Raw genomic sequence first — 15,952 nt, 5'->3', positions numbered from 1 at the left:
AATGGCAGAAATTACTTCAGCTAAAGCAATGGCTCGTACAGTGCGTGTTTCACCTCGTAAATCTCGTCTGGTTCTTGACAATATTCGTGGTAAAAACGTCGCTGACGCAATCGCAATCTTGAAATTCACTCCAAACAAAGCTGCTGGCATTATCGAAAAAGTTTTGAACTCTGCAATCGCTAATGCTGAAAACAACTTTGGTTTGGAAAAAGCAAACTTGGTAGTATCTGAAGCTTTCGCAAACGAAGGACCAACTATGAAACGTTTCCGTCCGCGCGCTAAAGGTTCAGCTTCACCAATCAACAAACGCACAAGCCACATCACTGTGGTTGTTGCAGAAAAATAAGGAGGTAACATCGTGGGTCAAAAAGTACATCCAATTGGTATGCGTGTCGGCATCATCCGTGATTGGGATGCCAAATGGTATGCTGAAAAAGAATACGCGGATTACCTTCATGAAGATCTTGCAATCCGTAAATTCGTTCAAAAAGAATTGGCTGACGCAGCGATTTCAACTATTGAAATTGAACGCGCAGTAAACAAAGTAAACGTTTCTCTTCACACTGCTAAGCCAGGTATGGTTATCGGTAAAGGTGGAGCAAACGTTGATGCACTCCGTGCAAAACTCAACAAATTGACTGGAAAACAAGTCCACATCAACATCATCGAAATCAAGCGTCCTGACTTGGATGCGCATCTGGTTGGTGAAGGAATTGCTCGCCAGCTTGAGCAGCGTGTTGCTTTCCGTCGTGCTCAAAAACAAGCTATCCAACGTACAATGCGTGCAGGAGCTAAAGGAATCAAAACTCAAGTATCAGGTCGTTTGAACGGTGCAGATATTGCCCGCAGCGAAGGTTACTCTGAGGGAACTGTTCCGCTTCACACTCTTCGTGCGGATATCGATTACGCTTGGGAAGAAGCTGATACTACTTACGGTAAACTGGGTGTTAAAGTCTGGATCTACCGTGGAGAAGTCCTTCCAGCTCGTAAAAACACTAAAGGAGGTAAATAACCAATGTTAGTACCTAAACGTGTTAAACACCGTCGCGAATTCCGTGGAAAAATGCGCGGTGAAGCTAAAGGCGGAAAAGAAGTAGCATTTGGAGAATACGGTCTTCAAGCAACTACTAGCCACTGGATCACTAACCGCCAAATCGAAGCTGCCCGTATCGCTATGACTCGTTACATGAAGCGTGGTGGTAAAGTTTGGATTAAAATCTTCCCACACAAATCATACACTGCAAAAGCTATCGGTGTACGGATGGGATCTGGTAAAGGTGCTCCAGAAGGTTGGGTTGCACCGGTTAAGCGTGGCAAAGTAATGTTTGAAGTTGCTGGCGTTTCAGAAGAAATCGCTCGCGAAGCGCTTCGCCTTGCAAGCCACAAACTTCCAGTTAAATGTAAATTCGTAAAACGTGAAGCAGAATAAGGAGAAGGCATGAAACTTAATGAAGTAAAAGAATTTGTTAAAGAACTTCGTGGTCTTTCTCAAGAAGAACTCGCGAAGCGTGAAAATGAATTGAAGAAAGAATTGTTTGATCTTCGTTTCCAAGCAGCTGCTGGCCAATTGGAGCAGACAGCTCGCCTGAAAGAAGTGAAAAAACAAATCGCTCGTATCAAAACTGTTCAATCAGAAGTTAAATAATAGACTAGGGAAGGAGAATTTCAATGGAACGCAATAATCGTAAAGTTCTTGTCGGACGCGTTGTTTCTGACAAAATGGACAAAACAATCACAGTTGTAGTTGAAACTAAACGTAACCACCCAGTCTATGGTAAACGTATTAACTACTCTAAGAAGTACAAAGCACATGACGAAAACAATGTTGCCAAAGAAGGTGATATCGTTCGTATCATGGAAACTCGTCCGCTTTCAGCTACAAAACGCTTCCGTCTTGTAGAAGTCGTTGAAGAAGCGGTTATCATCTAATCAAACCAGAAAGGAGAAAACTTAAATGATTCAAACAGAAACTCGTTTGAAAGTTGCCGACAACAGCGGCGCTCGCGAAATCTTGACAATCAAAGTTCTTGGTGGTTCAGGACGTAAGTTCGCTAACATCGGTGATGTAATCGTTGCGTCTGTAAAACAAGCTACTCCTGGTGGTGCGGTTAAGAAAGGTGACGTTGTAAAAGCTGTTATCGTTCGTACTAAATCAGGTGCTCGTCGTAAAGATGGTTCATACATCAAATTTGACGAAAACGCTGCAGTCATCATCCGTGAAGACAAAACTCCTCGCGGAACTCGTATCTTCGGCCCAGTTGCTCGTGAATTGCGTGACGGCGGCTTCATGAAGATCGTATCATTGGCTCCAGAAGTACTTTAATCAAAATTAACAAACACAGTCCCCTGGCAAAAGTCAGGGTGCCCCTATGGGCGTAAGAATTAAGAGGAGAAATAAATGTTTGTAAAAAAAGGCGACAAAGTTCGCGTAATTGCTGGTAAAGACAAGGGTGTTGAAGCGCTTGTTGTTACAGCTCTTCCAAAAGTAAACAAAGTTGTTGTTGAAGGTGTAAACATCGTTAAGAAACACCAAAAACCAAATAACGAAAACCCTCAAGGTGCTATCGTGGAAAAAGAAGCACCAATCCATGTGTCAAACGTTCAAGTTCTTGACAAAAATGGTGTTGCAGGACGTGTTGGCTACAAGTTTGTAGACGGCAAAAAAGTTCGTTACAATAAAAAATCAGGCGAAGTGCTTGACTAATCACGAAGGAAAGGAGAAGTATAATGGCAAATCGTTTAAAAGAAAAATATCTTAAAGAAGTAGTTCCAGCTTTGACTGAAAAGTTCAACTACTCATCTGTTATGGCTGTGCCAAAAGTGGATAAAATCGTTTTGAACATGGGTGTCGGTGACGCTGTATCAAACGCTAAAAACCTTGAAAAAGCTGCTGAAGAATTGGCTCTTATCTCAGGTCAAAAACCACTTATCACTAAAGCTAAAAAATCAATCGCCGGCTTCCGTCTTCGTGAAGGTGTAGCGATCGGTGCTAAAGTAACCCTTCGTGGTGAACGTATGTATGAATTCTTGGATAAATTGGTTTCAGTTTCTCTTCCACGTGTTCGTGACTTCCATGGTGTTCCAACAAAATCTTTTGATGGACGCGGAAACTACACACTTGGTGTGAAAGAACAATTGATCTTCCCAGAAATCAACTTTGATGACGTTGATAAGACTCGCGGTCTGGACATCGTTATCGTAACAACTGCTAACACTGACGAAGAGTCACGCGAATTGCTTACAGGCCTTGGAATGCCTTTTGCAAAATAATATAGGAGGTAAAACAAATGGCTAAAAAATCAATGATTGCTAAGAACAAACGCCCAGCTAAGTTCTCTACGCAAGCTTATACTCGTTGTGAAAAATGTGGCCGTCCACATTCCGTTTACCGCAAGTTTAAACTTTGCCGTGTTTGCTTCCGTGAATTAGCATACAAAGGACAAATCCCTGGCGTTACCAAAGCATCTTGGTAATTCTAGCTTCCAATTCCGTCAGGATTCTTCGTTATCGGCTTTTGCCTAACTTTAGTTATGTCTACAAGCTGATGCCTAGACTCACTTAGGAATTGAAACCTAGAAACATATTCTGAGCATAGCTCAATCATTAACTAGCAAGTGCAGCTTGCAAACTACTAGTAAGAGGAGAAATATAAAATGGTTATGACTGACCCAATTGCAGACTTTCTGACACGTATCCGTAATGCTAACCAAGCAAACCACGAAGTGCTTGAAGTGCCTGCATCAAACATCAAAAAAGGGATTGCTGAAATCCTGAAGCGTGAAGGTTTTGTAAAAAACGTTGAAATCATCGAAGATGACAAACAAGGCATCATCCGTGTATTCCTTAAATACGGACAAAATGGTGAAAAAGTTATCACTGGTTTGAAACGCGTTTCAAAACCAGGTCTGCGTGTTTACAAGAAACGCGAAGATCTTCCAAAAGTTCTGAACGGACTTGGAATTGCTATCCTTTCAACATCTGAAGGCTTGCTGACTGATAAAGAAGCACGCCAAAAGAATGTTGGTGGTGAGGTTATCGCTTACGTTTGGTAATATTTAGCTCTCAATTTCTTTGCGACTCTTCGTTATCGTCTCTTGACTAACCCAAAGTTATGCTTGCGAGACGATGCCTAAATTCACTTTGAAATTGAAATCTAAATGTTCCTTTAAATCGAGAAATCGATTTAAGCCCCGTGAAAACTGGTCGCATGCGGCCTGACAATCTAACAGGAGAATATATACATGTCACGTATTGGTAATAAAGTTATCGTGTTGCCTGCTGGTGTTGAAATCAGCAACAAAGACAACGTTGTAACTGTAAAAGGACCTAAAGGAGAACTGACTCGTGAGTTCTCAAAAGATATTGAAATCCGTGTGGAAGGAACTGAAGTAACTCTTCACCGTCCAAACGATTCAAAAGAAATGAAAACAATCCACGGAACAACTCGTGCCCTTTTGAACAACATGGTTGTTGGTGTATCAGAAGGATTCAAGAAAGAACTTGAAATGCGTGGGGTTGGTTACCGTGCTCAACTTCAAGGCAAAAAGCTTGTACTTTCAGTTGGTAAATCTCATCCAGACGAAGTAGAAGCGCCAGAAGGCATCACTTTTGAACTTCCAAATCCAACAACTATCGTTGTCAGCGGAATTTCAAAAGAAGTAGTCGGACAAACTGCAGCTTACGTACGTAGTCTGCGTGCTCCAGAGCCATACAAAGGTAAAGGTATCCGCTACGTTGGTGAATTCGTTCGCCGTAAAGAAGGTAAAACTGGTAAATAATCTTGTCTGGCTGATTTTTGCAGCCAAACAAGCTGTTTCCCAAGGTTGTGCATAAGCACAAGATTAAAATTAAGAGGTGAAAATTGTGATTACGAAACCAGATAAAAATAAAATCCGCCAAAAACGCCACCGTCGCGTTCGCGGAAAACTCTCTGGAACTGCTGATCGCCCACGTTTGAACGTATTCCGTTCTAATACAGGCATCTACGCTCAAGTGATTGATGACGTAGCGGGTGTAACGCTCGCAAGCGCTTCAACTCTTGACAAAGAAGTTTCAAAAGGAACTAAAACAGAACAAGCCGTTGTTGTTGGTAAGCTCGTTGCTGAACGTGCAGTTGCTAAAGGTATTTCTGAAGTCGTCTTCGACCGCGGTGGATATCTCTATCACGGACGTGTAAAAGCTTTGGCTGATGCAGCTCGTGAAAACGGATTGAAATTCTAAGAGGAGGACACTAGAAAATGGCATTTAAAGACAACGCAGTTGAACTTGAAGAACGTTTAGTTGCCATCAACCGTGTTACAAAAGTTGTTAAAGGTGGACGTCGTCTTCGCTTTGCAGCTCTTGTAGTTGTTGGTGATCGCAATGGTCGTGTTGGCTTCGGTACTGGTAAAGCTCAAGAAGTACCAGAAGCAATCCGCAAAGCAGTTGAAGATGCGAAGAAGAATTTGATTGAAGTACCAATGGTTGGCACAACAATTCCTCACGAAGTTCTTTCAGAATTTGGCGGAGCTAAAGTATTGCTTAAGCCAGCTGTTGAGGGTTCTGGAGTTGCTGCTGGTGGTGCGGTTCGTGCCGTCATCGAGTTGGCAGGTGTAGCAGATGTTACATCTAAATCTCTTGGCTCTAACACTCCAATCAACATCGTTCGCGCAACTGTTGAAGGTTTGAAACAATTAAAACGCGCTGAAGAAGTTGCTGCCCTTCGTGGTATTTCAGTTTCTGACTTGGCATAAGAAAGGGGATAACATGGCTCAAATTAAAATTACTTTGACTAAGTCTCCAATCGGACGCATCCCGTCACAACGTAAAACTGTTGTAGCACTTGGACTTGGCAAATTGAACAGTTCAGTTATCAAAGAAGATAACCCAGCAGTACGTGGTATGATTACTGCAGTATCACACTTGGTAACTGTTGAAGACGTTAAATAAGCTTTGCTGGTTTAACAACTTTAAATTAAAATACGTTAGGGGATGGGATTTTCTCAGCCCCTAAAACTAAATATATGTATAGGCGAGTTTATATAGGAGACACCTTTTCTCCTATATGAGCGCTAGCATTTTACAAAAGAGGAGAAATAATATAATGAAACTTCATGAATTACAACCTGCTGCAGGTTCTCGTAAAGTCCGCAATCGTGTTGGTCGTGGTACATCATCTGGTAATGGTAAAACATCTGGCCGTGGTCAAAAAGGTCAAAAAGCTCGTAGCGGTGGCGGCGTTCGCCTTGGTTTTGAAGGTGGACAAACTCCGTTGTTCCGTCGTCTTCCAAAACGTGGTTTCCTGAACATCAACCGCAAAGAATATGCGATTGTTAACCTTGACCAACTGAACGCCTTTGAAGATGGCGCTGAAGTAACACCAGTTGTTCTCATCGAAGCAGGTATTGTAAAAGCTGAAAAATCAGGAATCAAGATTCTTGGTAACGGAGAATTGACAAAGAAATTGACTGTTAAGGCAGCTAAATTCTCTAAATCAGCTGAAGAAGCTATCACTGCTAAAGGTGGTTCAGTGGAAGTCATCTAAGCGAGGTGACCTATGTTTTTCAAACTATTAAAAGACGCATTTAAAATCAAACAGGTACGGTCTAAGATTCTATTCACGATTTTTATCATCTTAGTTTTCCGTATCGGTACAACCATAACGGTTCCAGGGATTAATGCCAAAGCTTTGAGCAACTTGAATGATTTGCCATTCTTGAATATGCTGAGCTTGGTTTCTGGTAACGCCATGCGCAACTTCTCAGTCTTTGCTCTGGGAGTCAGTCCATACATCACAGCATCTATCGTTGTTCAGTTGCTGCAAATGGACTTGCTTCCAAAGTTTGTAGAGTGGGGAAAGCAAGGTGAGGTAGGACGCAGAAAGCTGAATCAAGCGACTCGTTATATCGCCCTGGTTTTGGCCTTTGTGCAGGCAATTGGGATTACCGCTGGTTTTGGTGCTCTCTCAAGAGTAAATCTTATAACAAACCCGAATGTGCAGACCTATGTTTTGATTTACATTTTTCTAGCAACTGGTTCTATGATTGTGACTTGGCTGGGAGAGCAGATTACGGATAAGGGTTACGGTAACGGTGTTTCCATGATTATCTTTGCCGGTATCGTCTCAGCTATCCCTGATATGATTAAAGGTATCTATGAAGATTACTTTGTCAATATCCCTAGTGATCGTTTGACTTCATCCTTCATTTTTGTAGGGATTCTGATTGTGGCAGTCCTGCTTATCATTTACTTTACAACCTTTGTACAGCAGGCTGAATATAAAATTCCAATTCAGTATACGAAAGTAGCTAAGGGTGCACCTTCTAGCTCCTATCTTCCGCTGAAAGTCAATCCAGCTGGAGTTATTCCTGTAATCTTCGCTAGCTCTATTACAGCTGCACCGGCAGCGATTTTCCAAGTTGCCAGTGCCATGGGTTATGATGCAGATTGGATTAAGACAGCTCAGTCACTTTTGGCAACAACGACCATTAGTGGTATGTTCATGTACGCCTTCCTGATTGTCCTCTTTACATTCTTCTATACTTTTGTACAGATTAATCCAGAGAAGACAGCAGAGAATCTGCAAAAGAGCGGAGCTTACATCCCAGGTGTTCGTCCTGGTAAAGGAACAGAAGACTACATGTCTAAACTGCTGCGCCGTTTGGCAACAGTTGGCGCTCTCTTCCTAGGTGTCATTTCCATTCTGCCTATTGTAGCTAAAGATGTATTTGGATTGACAGATGCCGTTGCTCTTGGAGGAACCAGTCTCTTGATCATCATTTCAACTGGTATTGAGGGGATGAAGCAGCTAGAGGGCTACCTGCTGAAGAGAAAGTATGTCGGCTTTATGGATACTTCAGAGTAAGGGAATTTTTGAATTGCTTTTCTAATGAGAAGCCTGTTCAGATAACCTTTCTTGAACCGAAAATAAACAAAATAAAAGGGGACAGAGTAGACTCACCCCCTTCTATTTTGTTTTTAAACGAGTTTATTAATCGGTTTAATAGATTGCTTTAAAAACAAAAAAGGAGACCAATCATGAATCTTTTGATTATGGGCTTACCAGGTGCTGGTAAAGGAACTCAAGCTGCTAAAATCGTTGAGCGCTTCAATGTTGCACATATTTCAACTGGAGATATGTTCCGTGCGGCGATTGCTAACCAAACAGAGATGGGCGTCTTAGCCAAGTCCTATATTGACAAGGGCGAGTTGGTGCCAGACCAAGTGACAAACGGTATTGTCAAAGAGCGTTTGAGTCAAGACGATATTAAGCAAACAGGCTTCCTCTTGGATGGCTATCCACGCACGATTGAGCAAGCAAATGCCTTGGACAAAACATTGGCTGAACTTGGTATCGAACTTGAAGGTGTAATCAATATCGAAGTGAACCCAGACTGTCTCTTGGAGCGTTTGAGCGGTCGGATTATCCATCGTCAAACAGGCGAAACCTTCCACAAGGTCTTCAATCCGCCAGCAGACTATAAGGAAGAGGATTATTACCAGCGCGAAGATGACAAGCCTGAGACGGTTAAACGTCGTTTGGATGTCAATATCGCTCAGGGTCAGCCAATCATTGATCACTATCGCAGCAAAGGTTTGGTCCATGATATTCAAGGAAATCAAGATATTGATGATGTCTTCTCAGACATTGAAAAAGTGCTGACAAATTTGAAATAAAAGCGTTTTTCCTGCTTGCAATATTTGACAAGTAGTGATACAATGAATTAGTCTGACTTATAATTGTTACCTCTGTGCTCAGAGGGATCAAATCGAAATTTATGGAGGTACTTTTGCGTGGCAAAAGACGATGTGATTGAGGTTGAAGGCAAGGTAGTTGATACAATGCCTAATGCAATGTTTACGGTTGAACTTGAAAATGGACATCAGATTTTAGCAACAGTTTCTGGTAAAATTCGTAAAAACTATATTCGTATTTTAGCGGGAGACCGTGTGACTGTAGAAATGAGTCCTTATGATTTGACACGTGGACGGATCACATACCGCTTTAAATAATCGAAAAACTTGGAGGGAAAAAATGAAAGTAAGACCATCGGTCAAACCAATTTGCGAATACTGCAAAGTTATTCGTCGTAATGGTCGTGTTATGGTAATTTGCCCAGCAAATCCAAAACACAAACAACGTCAAGGATAAGATAGAAAGGAGAAAAAATGGCTCGTATTGCTGGAGTTGACATTCCAAATGACAAACGTGTAGTCGTTTCGCTGACTTATGTGTACGGTATCGGACTTCCAACTTCTAAGAAAATCTTGGCAGCTGCTGGAGTTTCAGAAGATATTCGTGTAAAAGATCTTACAATCGAACAAGAAGACGCTATCCGTCGTGAAGTAGATGCGATTAAAGTTGAAGGTGACCTTCGTCGTGAAGTAAACTTGAACATCAAACGTTTGATGGAAATCGGTTCATACCGTGGAATCCGTCACCGTCGTGGACTTCCTGTCCGTGGACAAAACACTAAAAATAACGCCCGCACTCGTAAAGGTAAAGCTGTTGCGATTGCAGGTAAGAAAAAATAATATAAGGAGGTAAAAAGTCTTGGCTAAACCAACACGTAAACGTCGTGTGAAGAAAAATATCGAATCCGGTATTGCTCATATTCACGCTACATTTAATAACACTATTGTTATGATTACTGATGTGCATGGTAACGCGATTGCTTGGTCATCTGCTGGAGCTCTTGGATTTAAAGGTTCTCGTAAATCTACACCATTTGCTGCCCAAATGGCATCTGAAGCAGCTGCTAAATCTGCACAGGAACACGGTCTGAAATCAGTTGAAGTTACTGTAAAAGGTCCAGGTTCTGGTCGTGAGTCTGCTATTCGTGCTCTTGCTGCCGCTGGTCTTGAAGTAACAGCTATTCGTGATGTGACTCCTGTACCACACAATGGTGCTCGTCCTCCAAAACGTCGCCGTGTATAATCACCAACCGTTACACTGCTTTTCGTTTAAGAGGGAGTATAGCAAATGATTGAGTTTGAAAAACCAAATATAACAAAAATTGATGAAAATAAAGATTATGGCAAGTTTGTAGTAGAGCCGCTTGAGCGTGGCTATGGTACAACACTGGGAAATTCTCTTCGCCGTGTGCTTTTAGCTTCACTTCCAGGTGCGGCTGTCACTTCAATTAATATTGAAGGTGTTTTGCACGAGTTTGATACGATTTCCGGTGTCCGTGAAGACGTGATGCAAATCATTTTGAACGTCAAAGGGATTGCTGTAAAATCTTACGTCCAAGACGAAAAGATTATTGAACTGGATGTTGAAGGGCCAGCAGAAGTAACTGCCGGAGACATTTTGACAGACAGTGATATTGAAATTATAAACCCTGATCATTATCTCTTTACAATCGGAGAAGGCGCAAGCTTTAAGGCAACGATGACTGTCAACAGCGGTCGTGGTTATGTGCCTGCAGATGAAAATAAGAAAGATGATGCACCAGTGGGAACACTTGCGGTGGATTCTATCTATACGCCTGTGACAAAAGTTAATTACCAGGTTGAGCCAGCTCGTGTTGGTAGCAACGATGGTTTTGACAAACTAACCCTTGAAATTTTAACGAATGGAACAATTATTCCAGAAGATGCTTTGGGACTTTCAGCCCGCATTCTTACGGAACATTTGAATCTCTTCACCAACCTGACAGAAGTAGCTATCGCTGCAGACGTTATGAAGGAAGCAGAAAAGACTTCTGATGACCGCATTTTGGAACGAACCATCGAAGAATTAGATTTGTCAGTTCGCTCATACAACTGTTTGAAACGTGCAGGTATCAATACTGTATTTGATTTGACAGAAAAATCTGAGCCAGAAATGATGAAAGTTCGTAACTTGGGACGCAAGAGTCTGGAAGAAGTAAAAGTTAAACTTGCTGATCTCGGTCTGGGGTTAAAAAACGATAAATAAAGGAGGAATACATGGCTTACCGTAAACTAGGACGCACTAGCTCACAACGTAAAGCAATGCTTCGCGATTTGACTACTGATTTGCTGATCAACGAATCAATCGTAACAACTGAAGCTCGTGCTAAGGAAATCCGTAAAACAGTTGAAAAAATGATTACATTGGGCAAACGTGGAGACTTGCACGCTCGTCGTCAAGCTGCAGCTTTTGTACGCAATGAAATCGCATCAGAAAACTATGATGAAGCAACAGAAAAGTATACTACAACTACTGCTCTTCAAAAATTGTTCTCTGAGATTGCACCACGCTATGCAGAGCGCAACGGTGGATATACTCGTATCCTGAAAACTGAACCGCGCCGTGGAGATGCTGCGCCAATGGCAATCATCGAATTAGTTTAAGATCATCAATCTTTGTTGAGTGTTATGATGATGGAATAGAATCTCTATTCTTAGTCTAGCTCTGGTCTACCGCTAGGATTCTTTCCTAGCGGGAACACTCATCATATAGTTGATAATAGGTAGACGCTTGTTTACGAAATTGCTTTTAAGGCAAAAACAATTTCGTAAGCAGGCGTTTTTGCATGAGGCTAGGAAAATACCTGAAATTTTGTTATAATACTTTAACACTATCAAAAATTTATAGGAAATGGAAATGATGGATTCAATCCAAATTTTAAAAGAACGCTATTTAAAGAATATCAAAGAAAATCCAACGGTATACATTGGCATTGAGTTAGAATTTCCTATTGTCAATAGCCAGGGCGGAGCGACTGATACAAATGTTGCAAAAAATCTCTTAAAACGTCTGTTGGAAGAGTATGATTTTGAGGCAGAACGATTTGACAGAGACGGGAATCCCATTCAACTGAAATCTACTAAAAATGAAGACAGAATTCTTTTTGAGGTCTCTTACAATACTTTGGAATTTGCTTTTGCCAAGGCTAGCAGAATTCAAGAAGTTGAAGAGCGTTTTAAGAACTATCTGAGCATTATTCAGGCAATTCTACGCAAAGAAAACCATGAAATTCAAGGTAAAGGAATTCATCCTTTCTGGGCAGAAAATGATAATAGTCCAGTTAAGTATCCAAGATATGAAATGCTGATGCAGTATTTAGCTATGGGAAAGAACATGGATGGTCTGCACAATTATCCAGAATATGGTGCTTTTATTTGTGGGAGTCAGGTGCAGTTAGATGTTTCAAGAGAAAATTATTTAACTGTTATCAATGTCTTCAATCAAATTGAAGCTGCCAAGGCATACCTCTTTGCCAATTCAGAGTTTTCAGATTCTTCTTGGAATACAAAAATCGCTCGAGATATTTTCTGGGAGCAATCGATGCATGGCATTTTACAGGAAAATGCGGGTGTTAATTCGAAAGATTTTCAAACTGAAGATGAATTTTTTGCATATCTTGATAGATCAGCACTTTTTACTGCCGAACGAAATGGTCAATCCTACTATTTCTATCCGATAGCTGCTAATGAATACTTGAGCCAGAAAACTATTGAGGCTTATGACCTTTCAGGCGAAAAAGCAAACTTGACTCCAAGGGAAGCAGACTTCAAGAATCACAGAAGTTATCAGTATCAAGATTTGACGACACGGGGGACAGTAGAGTTTCGGAGTGTCTGTACCCAACCTTTTGATAAAACCTTTTCTTCTGCTGCTTTTCATCTTGGTATTTTAGAAAATCTGGAAAATGTAAAAACCTATTTACAAAATGCTACCTTCTTTCAACAGGAAGGTCGAGATTACAAAGCTTTAAGAAGAAGGTTCTCTAAAAAAGAGTTGACCGCAAGTGAAACAGAGCATATTTATGAACTCACAAAGACTTTGCTTCAGCTGGCGAGAGCTGGTTTAATAGCACGTCAACTAGGTGAGGAAGCTTTTCTTCCCTCTCTTTAATAGAGGCTAGCCTCTGATGCATAAAAAATTCTAGAAAAATTTTAAAAAAGATTAAAAAAGGTATTGACAGGTTGGTGGTATAGGTGATATACTAATATAGTTGTCGCGAAAGACAAAGCCCTTTGAAAACTGAACAAGACGAACCAAGTGCAGGGTGACATAGAGATATGTAACCTGTCAAAAAACGAGAAAATAAATCTGTCAGTGGACAGTAATGAGTGCGAACTCAAACTTTTTAATGAGAGTTTGATCCTGGCTCAGGACGAACGCTGGCGGCGTGCCTAATACATGCAAGTAGAACGCTGAAGAGAGGAGCTTGCTCTTCTTGGATGAGTTGCGAACGGGTGAGTAACGCGTAGGTAACCTGCCTGGTAGCGGGGGATAACTATTGGAAACGATAGCTAATACCGCATGAAATTGCTTATCGCATGATAATTAATTGAAAGATGCAATTGCATCACTACCAGATGGACCTGCGTTGTATTAGCTAGTTGGTGAGGTAACGGCTCACCAAGGCGACGATACATAGCCGACCTGAGAGGGTGATCGGCCACACTGGGACTGAGACACGGCCCAGACTCCTACGGGAGGCAGCAGTAGGGAATCTTCGGCAATGGGGGGAACCCTGACCGAGCAACGCCGCGTGAGTGAAGAAGGTTTTCGGATCGTAAAGCTCTGTTGTAAGAGAAGAACGGGTGTGAGAGTGGAAAGTTCACACTGTGACGGTATCTTACCAGAAAGGGACGGCTAACTACGTGCCAGCAGCCGCGGTAATACGTAGGTCCCGAGCGTTGTCCGGATTTATTGGGCGTAAAGCGAGCGCAGGCGGTTAGATAAGTCTGAAGTTAAAGGCTGTGGCTTAACCATAGTATGCTTTGGAAACTGTTTAACTTGAGTGCAGAAGGGGAGAGTGGAATTCCATGTGTAGCGGTGAAATGCGTAGATATATGGAGGAACACCGGTGGCGAAAGCGGCTCTCTGGTCTGTAACTGACGCTGAGGCTCGAAAGCGTGGGGAGCAAACAGGATTAGATACCCTGGTAGTCCACGCCGTAAACGATGAGTGCTAGGTGTTAGGCCCTTTCCGGGGCTTAGTGCCGCAGCTAACGCATTAAGCACTCCGCCTGGGGAGTACGACCGCAAGGTTGAAACTCAAAGGAATTGACGGGGGCCCGCACAAGCGGTGGAGCATGTGGTTTAATTCGAAGCAACGCGAAGAACCTTACCAGGTCTTGACATCCCTCTGACCGCTCTAGAGATAGAGTTTTCCTTCGGGACAGAGGTGACAGGTGGTGCATGGTTGTCGTCAGCTCGTGTCGTGAGATGTTGGGTTAAGTCCCGCAACGAGCGCAACCCCTATTGTTAGTTGCCATCATTGAGTTGGGCACTCTAGCGAGACTGCCGGTAATAAACCGGAGGAAGGTGGGGATGACGTCAAATCATCATGCCCCTTATGACCTGGGCTACACACGTGCTACAATGGCTGGTACAACGAGTCGCAAGCCGGTGACGGCAAGCTAATCTCTGAAAGCCAGTCTCAGTTCGGATTGTAGGCTGCAACTCGCCTACATGAAGTCGGAATCGCTAGTAATCGCGGATCAGCACGCCGCGGTGAATACGTTCCCGGGCCTTGTACACACCGCCCGTCACACCACGAGAGTTTGTAACACCCGAAGTCGGTGAGGTAACCGCAAGGAGCCAGCCGCCTAAGGTGGGATAGATGATTGGGGTGAAGTCGTAACAAGGTAGCCGTATCGGAAGGTGCGGCTGGATCACCTCCTTTCTAAGGAGTCCGTAAGGACACACGGAATGCACTTGAGTCTTGTTTAGTTTTGAGAGGGCTATGTGGGGCCTTAGCTCAGCTGGGAGAGCGCCTGCTTTGCACGCAGGAGGTCAGCGGTTCGATCCCGCTAGGCTCCATTATCTAGTTTGACTAGATAAAGAACTTGTCCATTGAAAATTGAATACCGATATCAAATAGTAACAAGAAAATAAACCGAAAACGCTGTGAAAATTAATGAGTTTAAGACTGAAAGGTCAAAAATAAGGTTAAGTTAGTAAGGGCGCACGGTGGATGCCTTGGCACTAGGAGCCGAAGAAGGACGTGACAAACGACGAAATGCCTCGGGGAGCTGTAAGTAAGCTTCGATCCGGGGGTGTCCGAATGGGGGAACCCAACAGGTTGATGCCTGTTACCCATTTCTGTTAAGGGAATGAGGAGGAAGACGCAGTGAACTGAAACATCTAAGTAGCTGCAGGAAGAGAAAGCAAAAGCGATTGCCTTAGTAGCGGCGAGCGAAGAGGCAGAAGGGCAAACCGAAGAGTTTACTCTTCGGGGTTGTAGGACTGCAATGTGGACTCAGAATTTATAGAAGAATGACTTGGGAAAGTCAGCCAAAGAGAGTAAGAGCCTCGTATTTTAAATAGATTCTGTACCTAGCAGTATCCTGAGTACGGCGGGACACGTGAAATCCCGTCGGAATCTGGGAGGACCATCTCCCAACCCTAAATACTCCCTAGTGACCGATAGTGAACCAGTACCGTGAGGGAAAGGTGAAAAGCACCCCGGGAGGGGAGTGAAATAGAACCTGAAACCGTGTGCCTACAACAAGTTCGAGCCCGTTCATGGGTGAGAGCGTGCCTTTTGTAGAATGAACCGGCGAGTTACGTTATGATGCGAGGTTAAGTTGAAGAGACGGAGCCGTAGGGAAACCGAGTCTGAATAGGGCGCTTTAGTATCATGATGTAGACCCGAAACCATGTGACCTACCCATGAGCAGGTTGAAGGTGCGGTAAAACGCACTGGAGGACCGAACCAGGGCACGTTGAAAAGTGCTTGGATGACTTGTGGGTAGCGGAGAAATTCCAAACGAACTTGGAGATAGCTGGTTCTCTCCGAAATAGCTTTAGGGCTAGCGTCGACATGAAGATTCTTGGAGGTAGAGCACTGTTTGGGTGAGGGGTCCATCCCGGATTACCAATCTCAGATAAACTCCGAATGCCAATGAATTATGGTCGGCAGTCAGACTGCGAGTGCTAAGATCCGTAGTCGAAAGGGAAACAGCCCAGACCACCAGCTAAGGTCCCAAAATAATTGTTAAGTGGAAAAGGATGTGGGGTTGCACAGACAACTAGGATGTTAGCTTAG

24 protein-coding genes, 1 tRNA gene and 2 rRNA genes (1 of these 27 cut by a window edge) are annotated in these 15,952 nt (G+C 43.0%); all 27 read left to right on the top strand.

All coding sequences use genetic code 11. From position 1 onward, the window contains the following. Window position 1: 1 nt before the first annotated feature. Window positions 2-346 (top strand): 50S ribosomal protein L22, encoded by a 345-nt coding sequence (gene rplV, locus J1C91_RS11095; RefSeq protein ID WP_002894484.1) that lies wholly within the window; start codon window positions 2-4, stop codon window positions 344-346. Window positions 347-358: 12 nt separating this feature from the next. Next, window positions 359-1,012: a 30S ribosomal protein S3 gene (rpsC, locus tag J1C91_RS11090; protein WP_002894486.1), complete on the top strand. Its 654-nt coding sequence runs from the start codon at window positions 359-361 to the stop codon at window positions 1,010-1,012. Window positions 1,013-1,015: 3 nt separating this feature from the next. Further along, window positions 1,016-1,429, top strand: coding sequence for a 50S ribosomal protein L16 (rplP, locus tag J1C91_RS11085; protein WP_000960948.1), 414 nt, complete (start codon window positions 1,016-1,018; stop codon window positions 1,427-1,429). Between the two features lie 9 nt (window positions 1,430-1,438). Then, window positions 1,439-1,645, top strand: a complete 207-nt coding sequence (gene rpmC / locus J1C91_RS11080) for a 50S ribosomal protein L29 (protein WP_002894488.1) — start codon at window positions 1,439-1,441, stop codon at window positions 1,643-1,645. Window positions 1,646-1,668: 23 nt separating this feature from the next. Further along, on the top strand, window positions 1,669-1,929 hold the full coding sequence (gene rpsQ / locus J1C91_RS11075) for a 30S ribosomal protein S17 (protein ID WP_000440801.1): 261 nt from the start codon (window positions 1,669-1,671) through the stop codon (window positions 1,927-1,929). A 25-nt stretch (window positions 1,930-1,954) separates the two neighbouring features. Further along, window positions 1,955-2,323 carry a 50S ribosomal protein L14 gene (rplN, locus tag J1C91_RS11070; RefSeq protein ID WP_002894494.1) on the top strand — a complete coding sequence of 123 codons (369 nt, stop codon included), beginning with the start codon at window positions 1,955-1,957 and terminating at the stop codon, window positions 2,321-2,323. Between the two features lie 75 nt (window positions 2,324-2,398). Then, the gene (gene rplX, locus J1C91_RS11065; RefSeq protein WP_002894497.1) at window positions 2,399-2,704 is read left to right on the top strand and encodes a 50S ribosomal protein L24; all 306 of its coding nucleotides are present in this window, start codon (window positions 2,399-2,401) and stop codon (window positions 2,702-2,704) included. Window positions 2,705-2,727: 23 nt separating this feature from the next. Continuing rightward, window positions 2,728-3,270 carry a 50S ribosomal protein L5 gene (rplE, locus tag J1C91_RS11060; RefSeq protein ID WP_002894499.1) on the top strand — a complete coding sequence of 181 codons (543 nt, stop codon included), beginning with the start codon at window positions 2,728-2,730 and terminating at the stop codon, window positions 3,268-3,270. A gap of 17 nt (window positions 3,271-3,287) precedes the next feature. Further along, complete coding sequence (locus J1C91_RS11055; protein WP_001085697.1) at window positions 3,288-3,473, top strand: type Z 30S ribosomal protein S14; 186 nt, start codon at window positions 3,288-3,290, stop codon at window positions 3,471-3,473. Between the two features lie 180 nt (window positions 3,474-3,653). After that, on the top strand, window positions 3,654-4,052 hold the full coding sequence (gene rpsH / locus J1C91_RS11050; protein WP_002899666.1) for a 30S ribosomal protein S8: 399 nt from the start codon (window positions 3,654-3,656) through the stop codon (window positions 4,050-4,052). A gap of 189 nt (window positions 4,053-4,241) precedes the next feature. Then, window positions 4,242-4,778: a 50S ribosomal protein L6 gene (gene rplF / locus J1C91_RS11045; RefSeq protein ID WP_002894503.1), complete on the top strand. Its 537-nt coding sequence runs from the start codon at window positions 4,242-4,244 to the stop codon at window positions 4,776-4,778. A gap of 85 nt (window positions 4,779-4,863) precedes the next feature. Continuing rightward, entirely contained in the window at window positions 4,864-5,220 is a 357-nt protein-coding gene (gene rplR, locus J1C91_RS11040) for a 50S ribosomal protein L18 (protein ID WP_009659213.1), read from the top strand. 17 nt (window positions 5,221-5,237) lie between these two features. Next, complete coding sequence (gene rpsE / locus J1C91_RS11035) at window positions 5,238-5,732, top strand: 30S ribosomal protein S5 (RefSeq protein ID WP_002894506.1); 495 nt, start codon at window positions 5,238-5,240, stop codon at window positions 5,730-5,732. A gap of 13 nt (window positions 5,733-5,745) precedes the next feature. Further along, window positions 5,746-5,928 (top strand): 50S ribosomal protein L30, encoded by a 183-nt coding sequence (rpmD, locus tag J1C91_RS11030; protein WP_002899668.1) that lies wholly within the window; start codon window positions 5,746-5,748, stop codon window positions 5,926-5,928. A 154-nt stretch (window positions 5,929-6,082) separates the two neighbouring features. Next, a complete protein-coding gene (rplO, locus tag J1C91_RS11025) occupies window positions 6,083-6,523 on the top strand; it encodes a 50S ribosomal protein L15 (protein ID WP_002901833.1) in 441 nt (146 codons plus the stop codon). A gap of 12 nt (window positions 6,524-6,535) precedes the next feature. Next, window positions 6,536-7,843, top strand: coding sequence for a preprotein translocase subunit SecY (gene secY / locus J1C91_RS11020; protein WP_002908227.1), 1,308 nt, complete (start codon window positions 6,536-6,538; stop codon window positions 7,841-7,843). 173 nt (window positions 7,844-8,016) lie between these two features. Continuing rightward, window positions 8,017-8,655, top strand: a complete 639-nt coding sequence (locus J1C91_RS11015) for an adenylate kinase (RefSeq protein ID WP_002908226.1) — start codon at window positions 8,017-8,019, stop codon at window positions 8,653-8,655. 117 nt (window positions 8,656-8,772) lie between these two features. Further along, window positions 8,773-8,991, top strand: coding sequence for a translation initiation factor IF-1 (gene infA, locus J1C91_RS11010; protein ID WP_001029883.1), 219 nt, complete (start codon window positions 8,773-8,775; stop codon window positions 8,989-8,991). A gap of 22 nt (window positions 8,992-9,013) precedes the next feature. Then, window positions 9,014-9,130: a 50S ribosomal protein L36 gene (gene rpmJ / locus J1C91_RS11005; protein ID WP_001808836.1), complete on the top strand. Its 117-nt coding sequence runs from the start codon at window positions 9,014-9,016 to the stop codon at window positions 9,128-9,130. Between the two features lie 17 nt (window positions 9,131-9,147). Continuing rightward, complete coding sequence (rpsM, locus tag J1C91_RS11000) at window positions 9,148-9,513, top strand: 30S ribosomal protein S13 (RefSeq protein WP_002894516.1); 366 nt, start codon at window positions 9,148-9,150, stop codon at window positions 9,511-9,513. Between the two features lie 19 nt (window positions 9,514-9,532). Continuing rightward, window positions 9,533-9,916: a 30S ribosomal protein S11 gene (gene rpsK / locus J1C91_RS10995; RefSeq protein ID WP_001118385.1), complete on the top strand. Its 384-nt coding sequence runs from the start codon at window positions 9,533-9,535 to the stop codon at window positions 9,914-9,916. A 45-nt stretch (window positions 9,917-9,961) separates the two neighbouring features. Beyond that, window positions 9,962-10,900 (top strand): DNA-directed RNA polymerase subunit alpha, encoded by a 939-nt coding sequence (locus J1C91_RS10990; protein ID WP_002894519.1) that lies wholly within the window; start codon window positions 9,962-9,964, stop codon window positions 10,898-10,900. 11 nt (window positions 10,901-10,911) lie between these two features. After that, window positions 10,912-11,298: a 50S ribosomal protein L17 gene (rplQ, locus tag J1C91_RS10985; RefSeq protein WP_002894521.1), complete on the top strand. Its 387-nt coding sequence runs from the start codon at window positions 10,912-10,914 to the stop codon at window positions 11,296-11,298. Between the two features lie 247 nt (window positions 11,299-11,545). Then, window positions 11,546-12,805, top strand: coding sequence for a glutamate-cysteine ligase family protein (locus tag J1C91_RS10980; protein WP_002908225.1), 1,260 nt, complete (start codon window positions 11,546-11,548; stop codon window positions 12,803-12,805). A 234-nt stretch (window positions 12,806-13,039) separates the two neighbouring features. Then, window positions 13,040-14,587: ribosomal RNA gene (locus tag J1C91_RS10975) — 16S ribosomal RNA — on the top strand. Between the two features lie 64 nt (window positions 14,588-14,651). Beyond that, window positions 14,652-14,724, top strand: a tRNA-Ala gene (locus tag J1C91_RS10970). 127 nt (window positions 14,725-14,851) lie between these two features. Then, window positions 14,852-15,952 (top strand): 23S ribosomal RNA (locus J1C91_RS10965) (it continues 1,799 nt past the right edge of the window). The 16S and 23S rRNA genes sit together here with 1 tRNA gene alongside, the layout of an rRNA operon.

The sequence above is a fragment of the Streptococcus sanguinis genome (assembly GCF_050222175.1).
Classification (GTDB): domain Bacteria; phylum Bacillota; class Bacilli; order Lactobacillales; family Streptococcaceae; genus Streptococcus; species Streptococcus sanguinis_M.
This window is presented reverse-complemented; position numbering and strand designations above follow the sequence as displayed.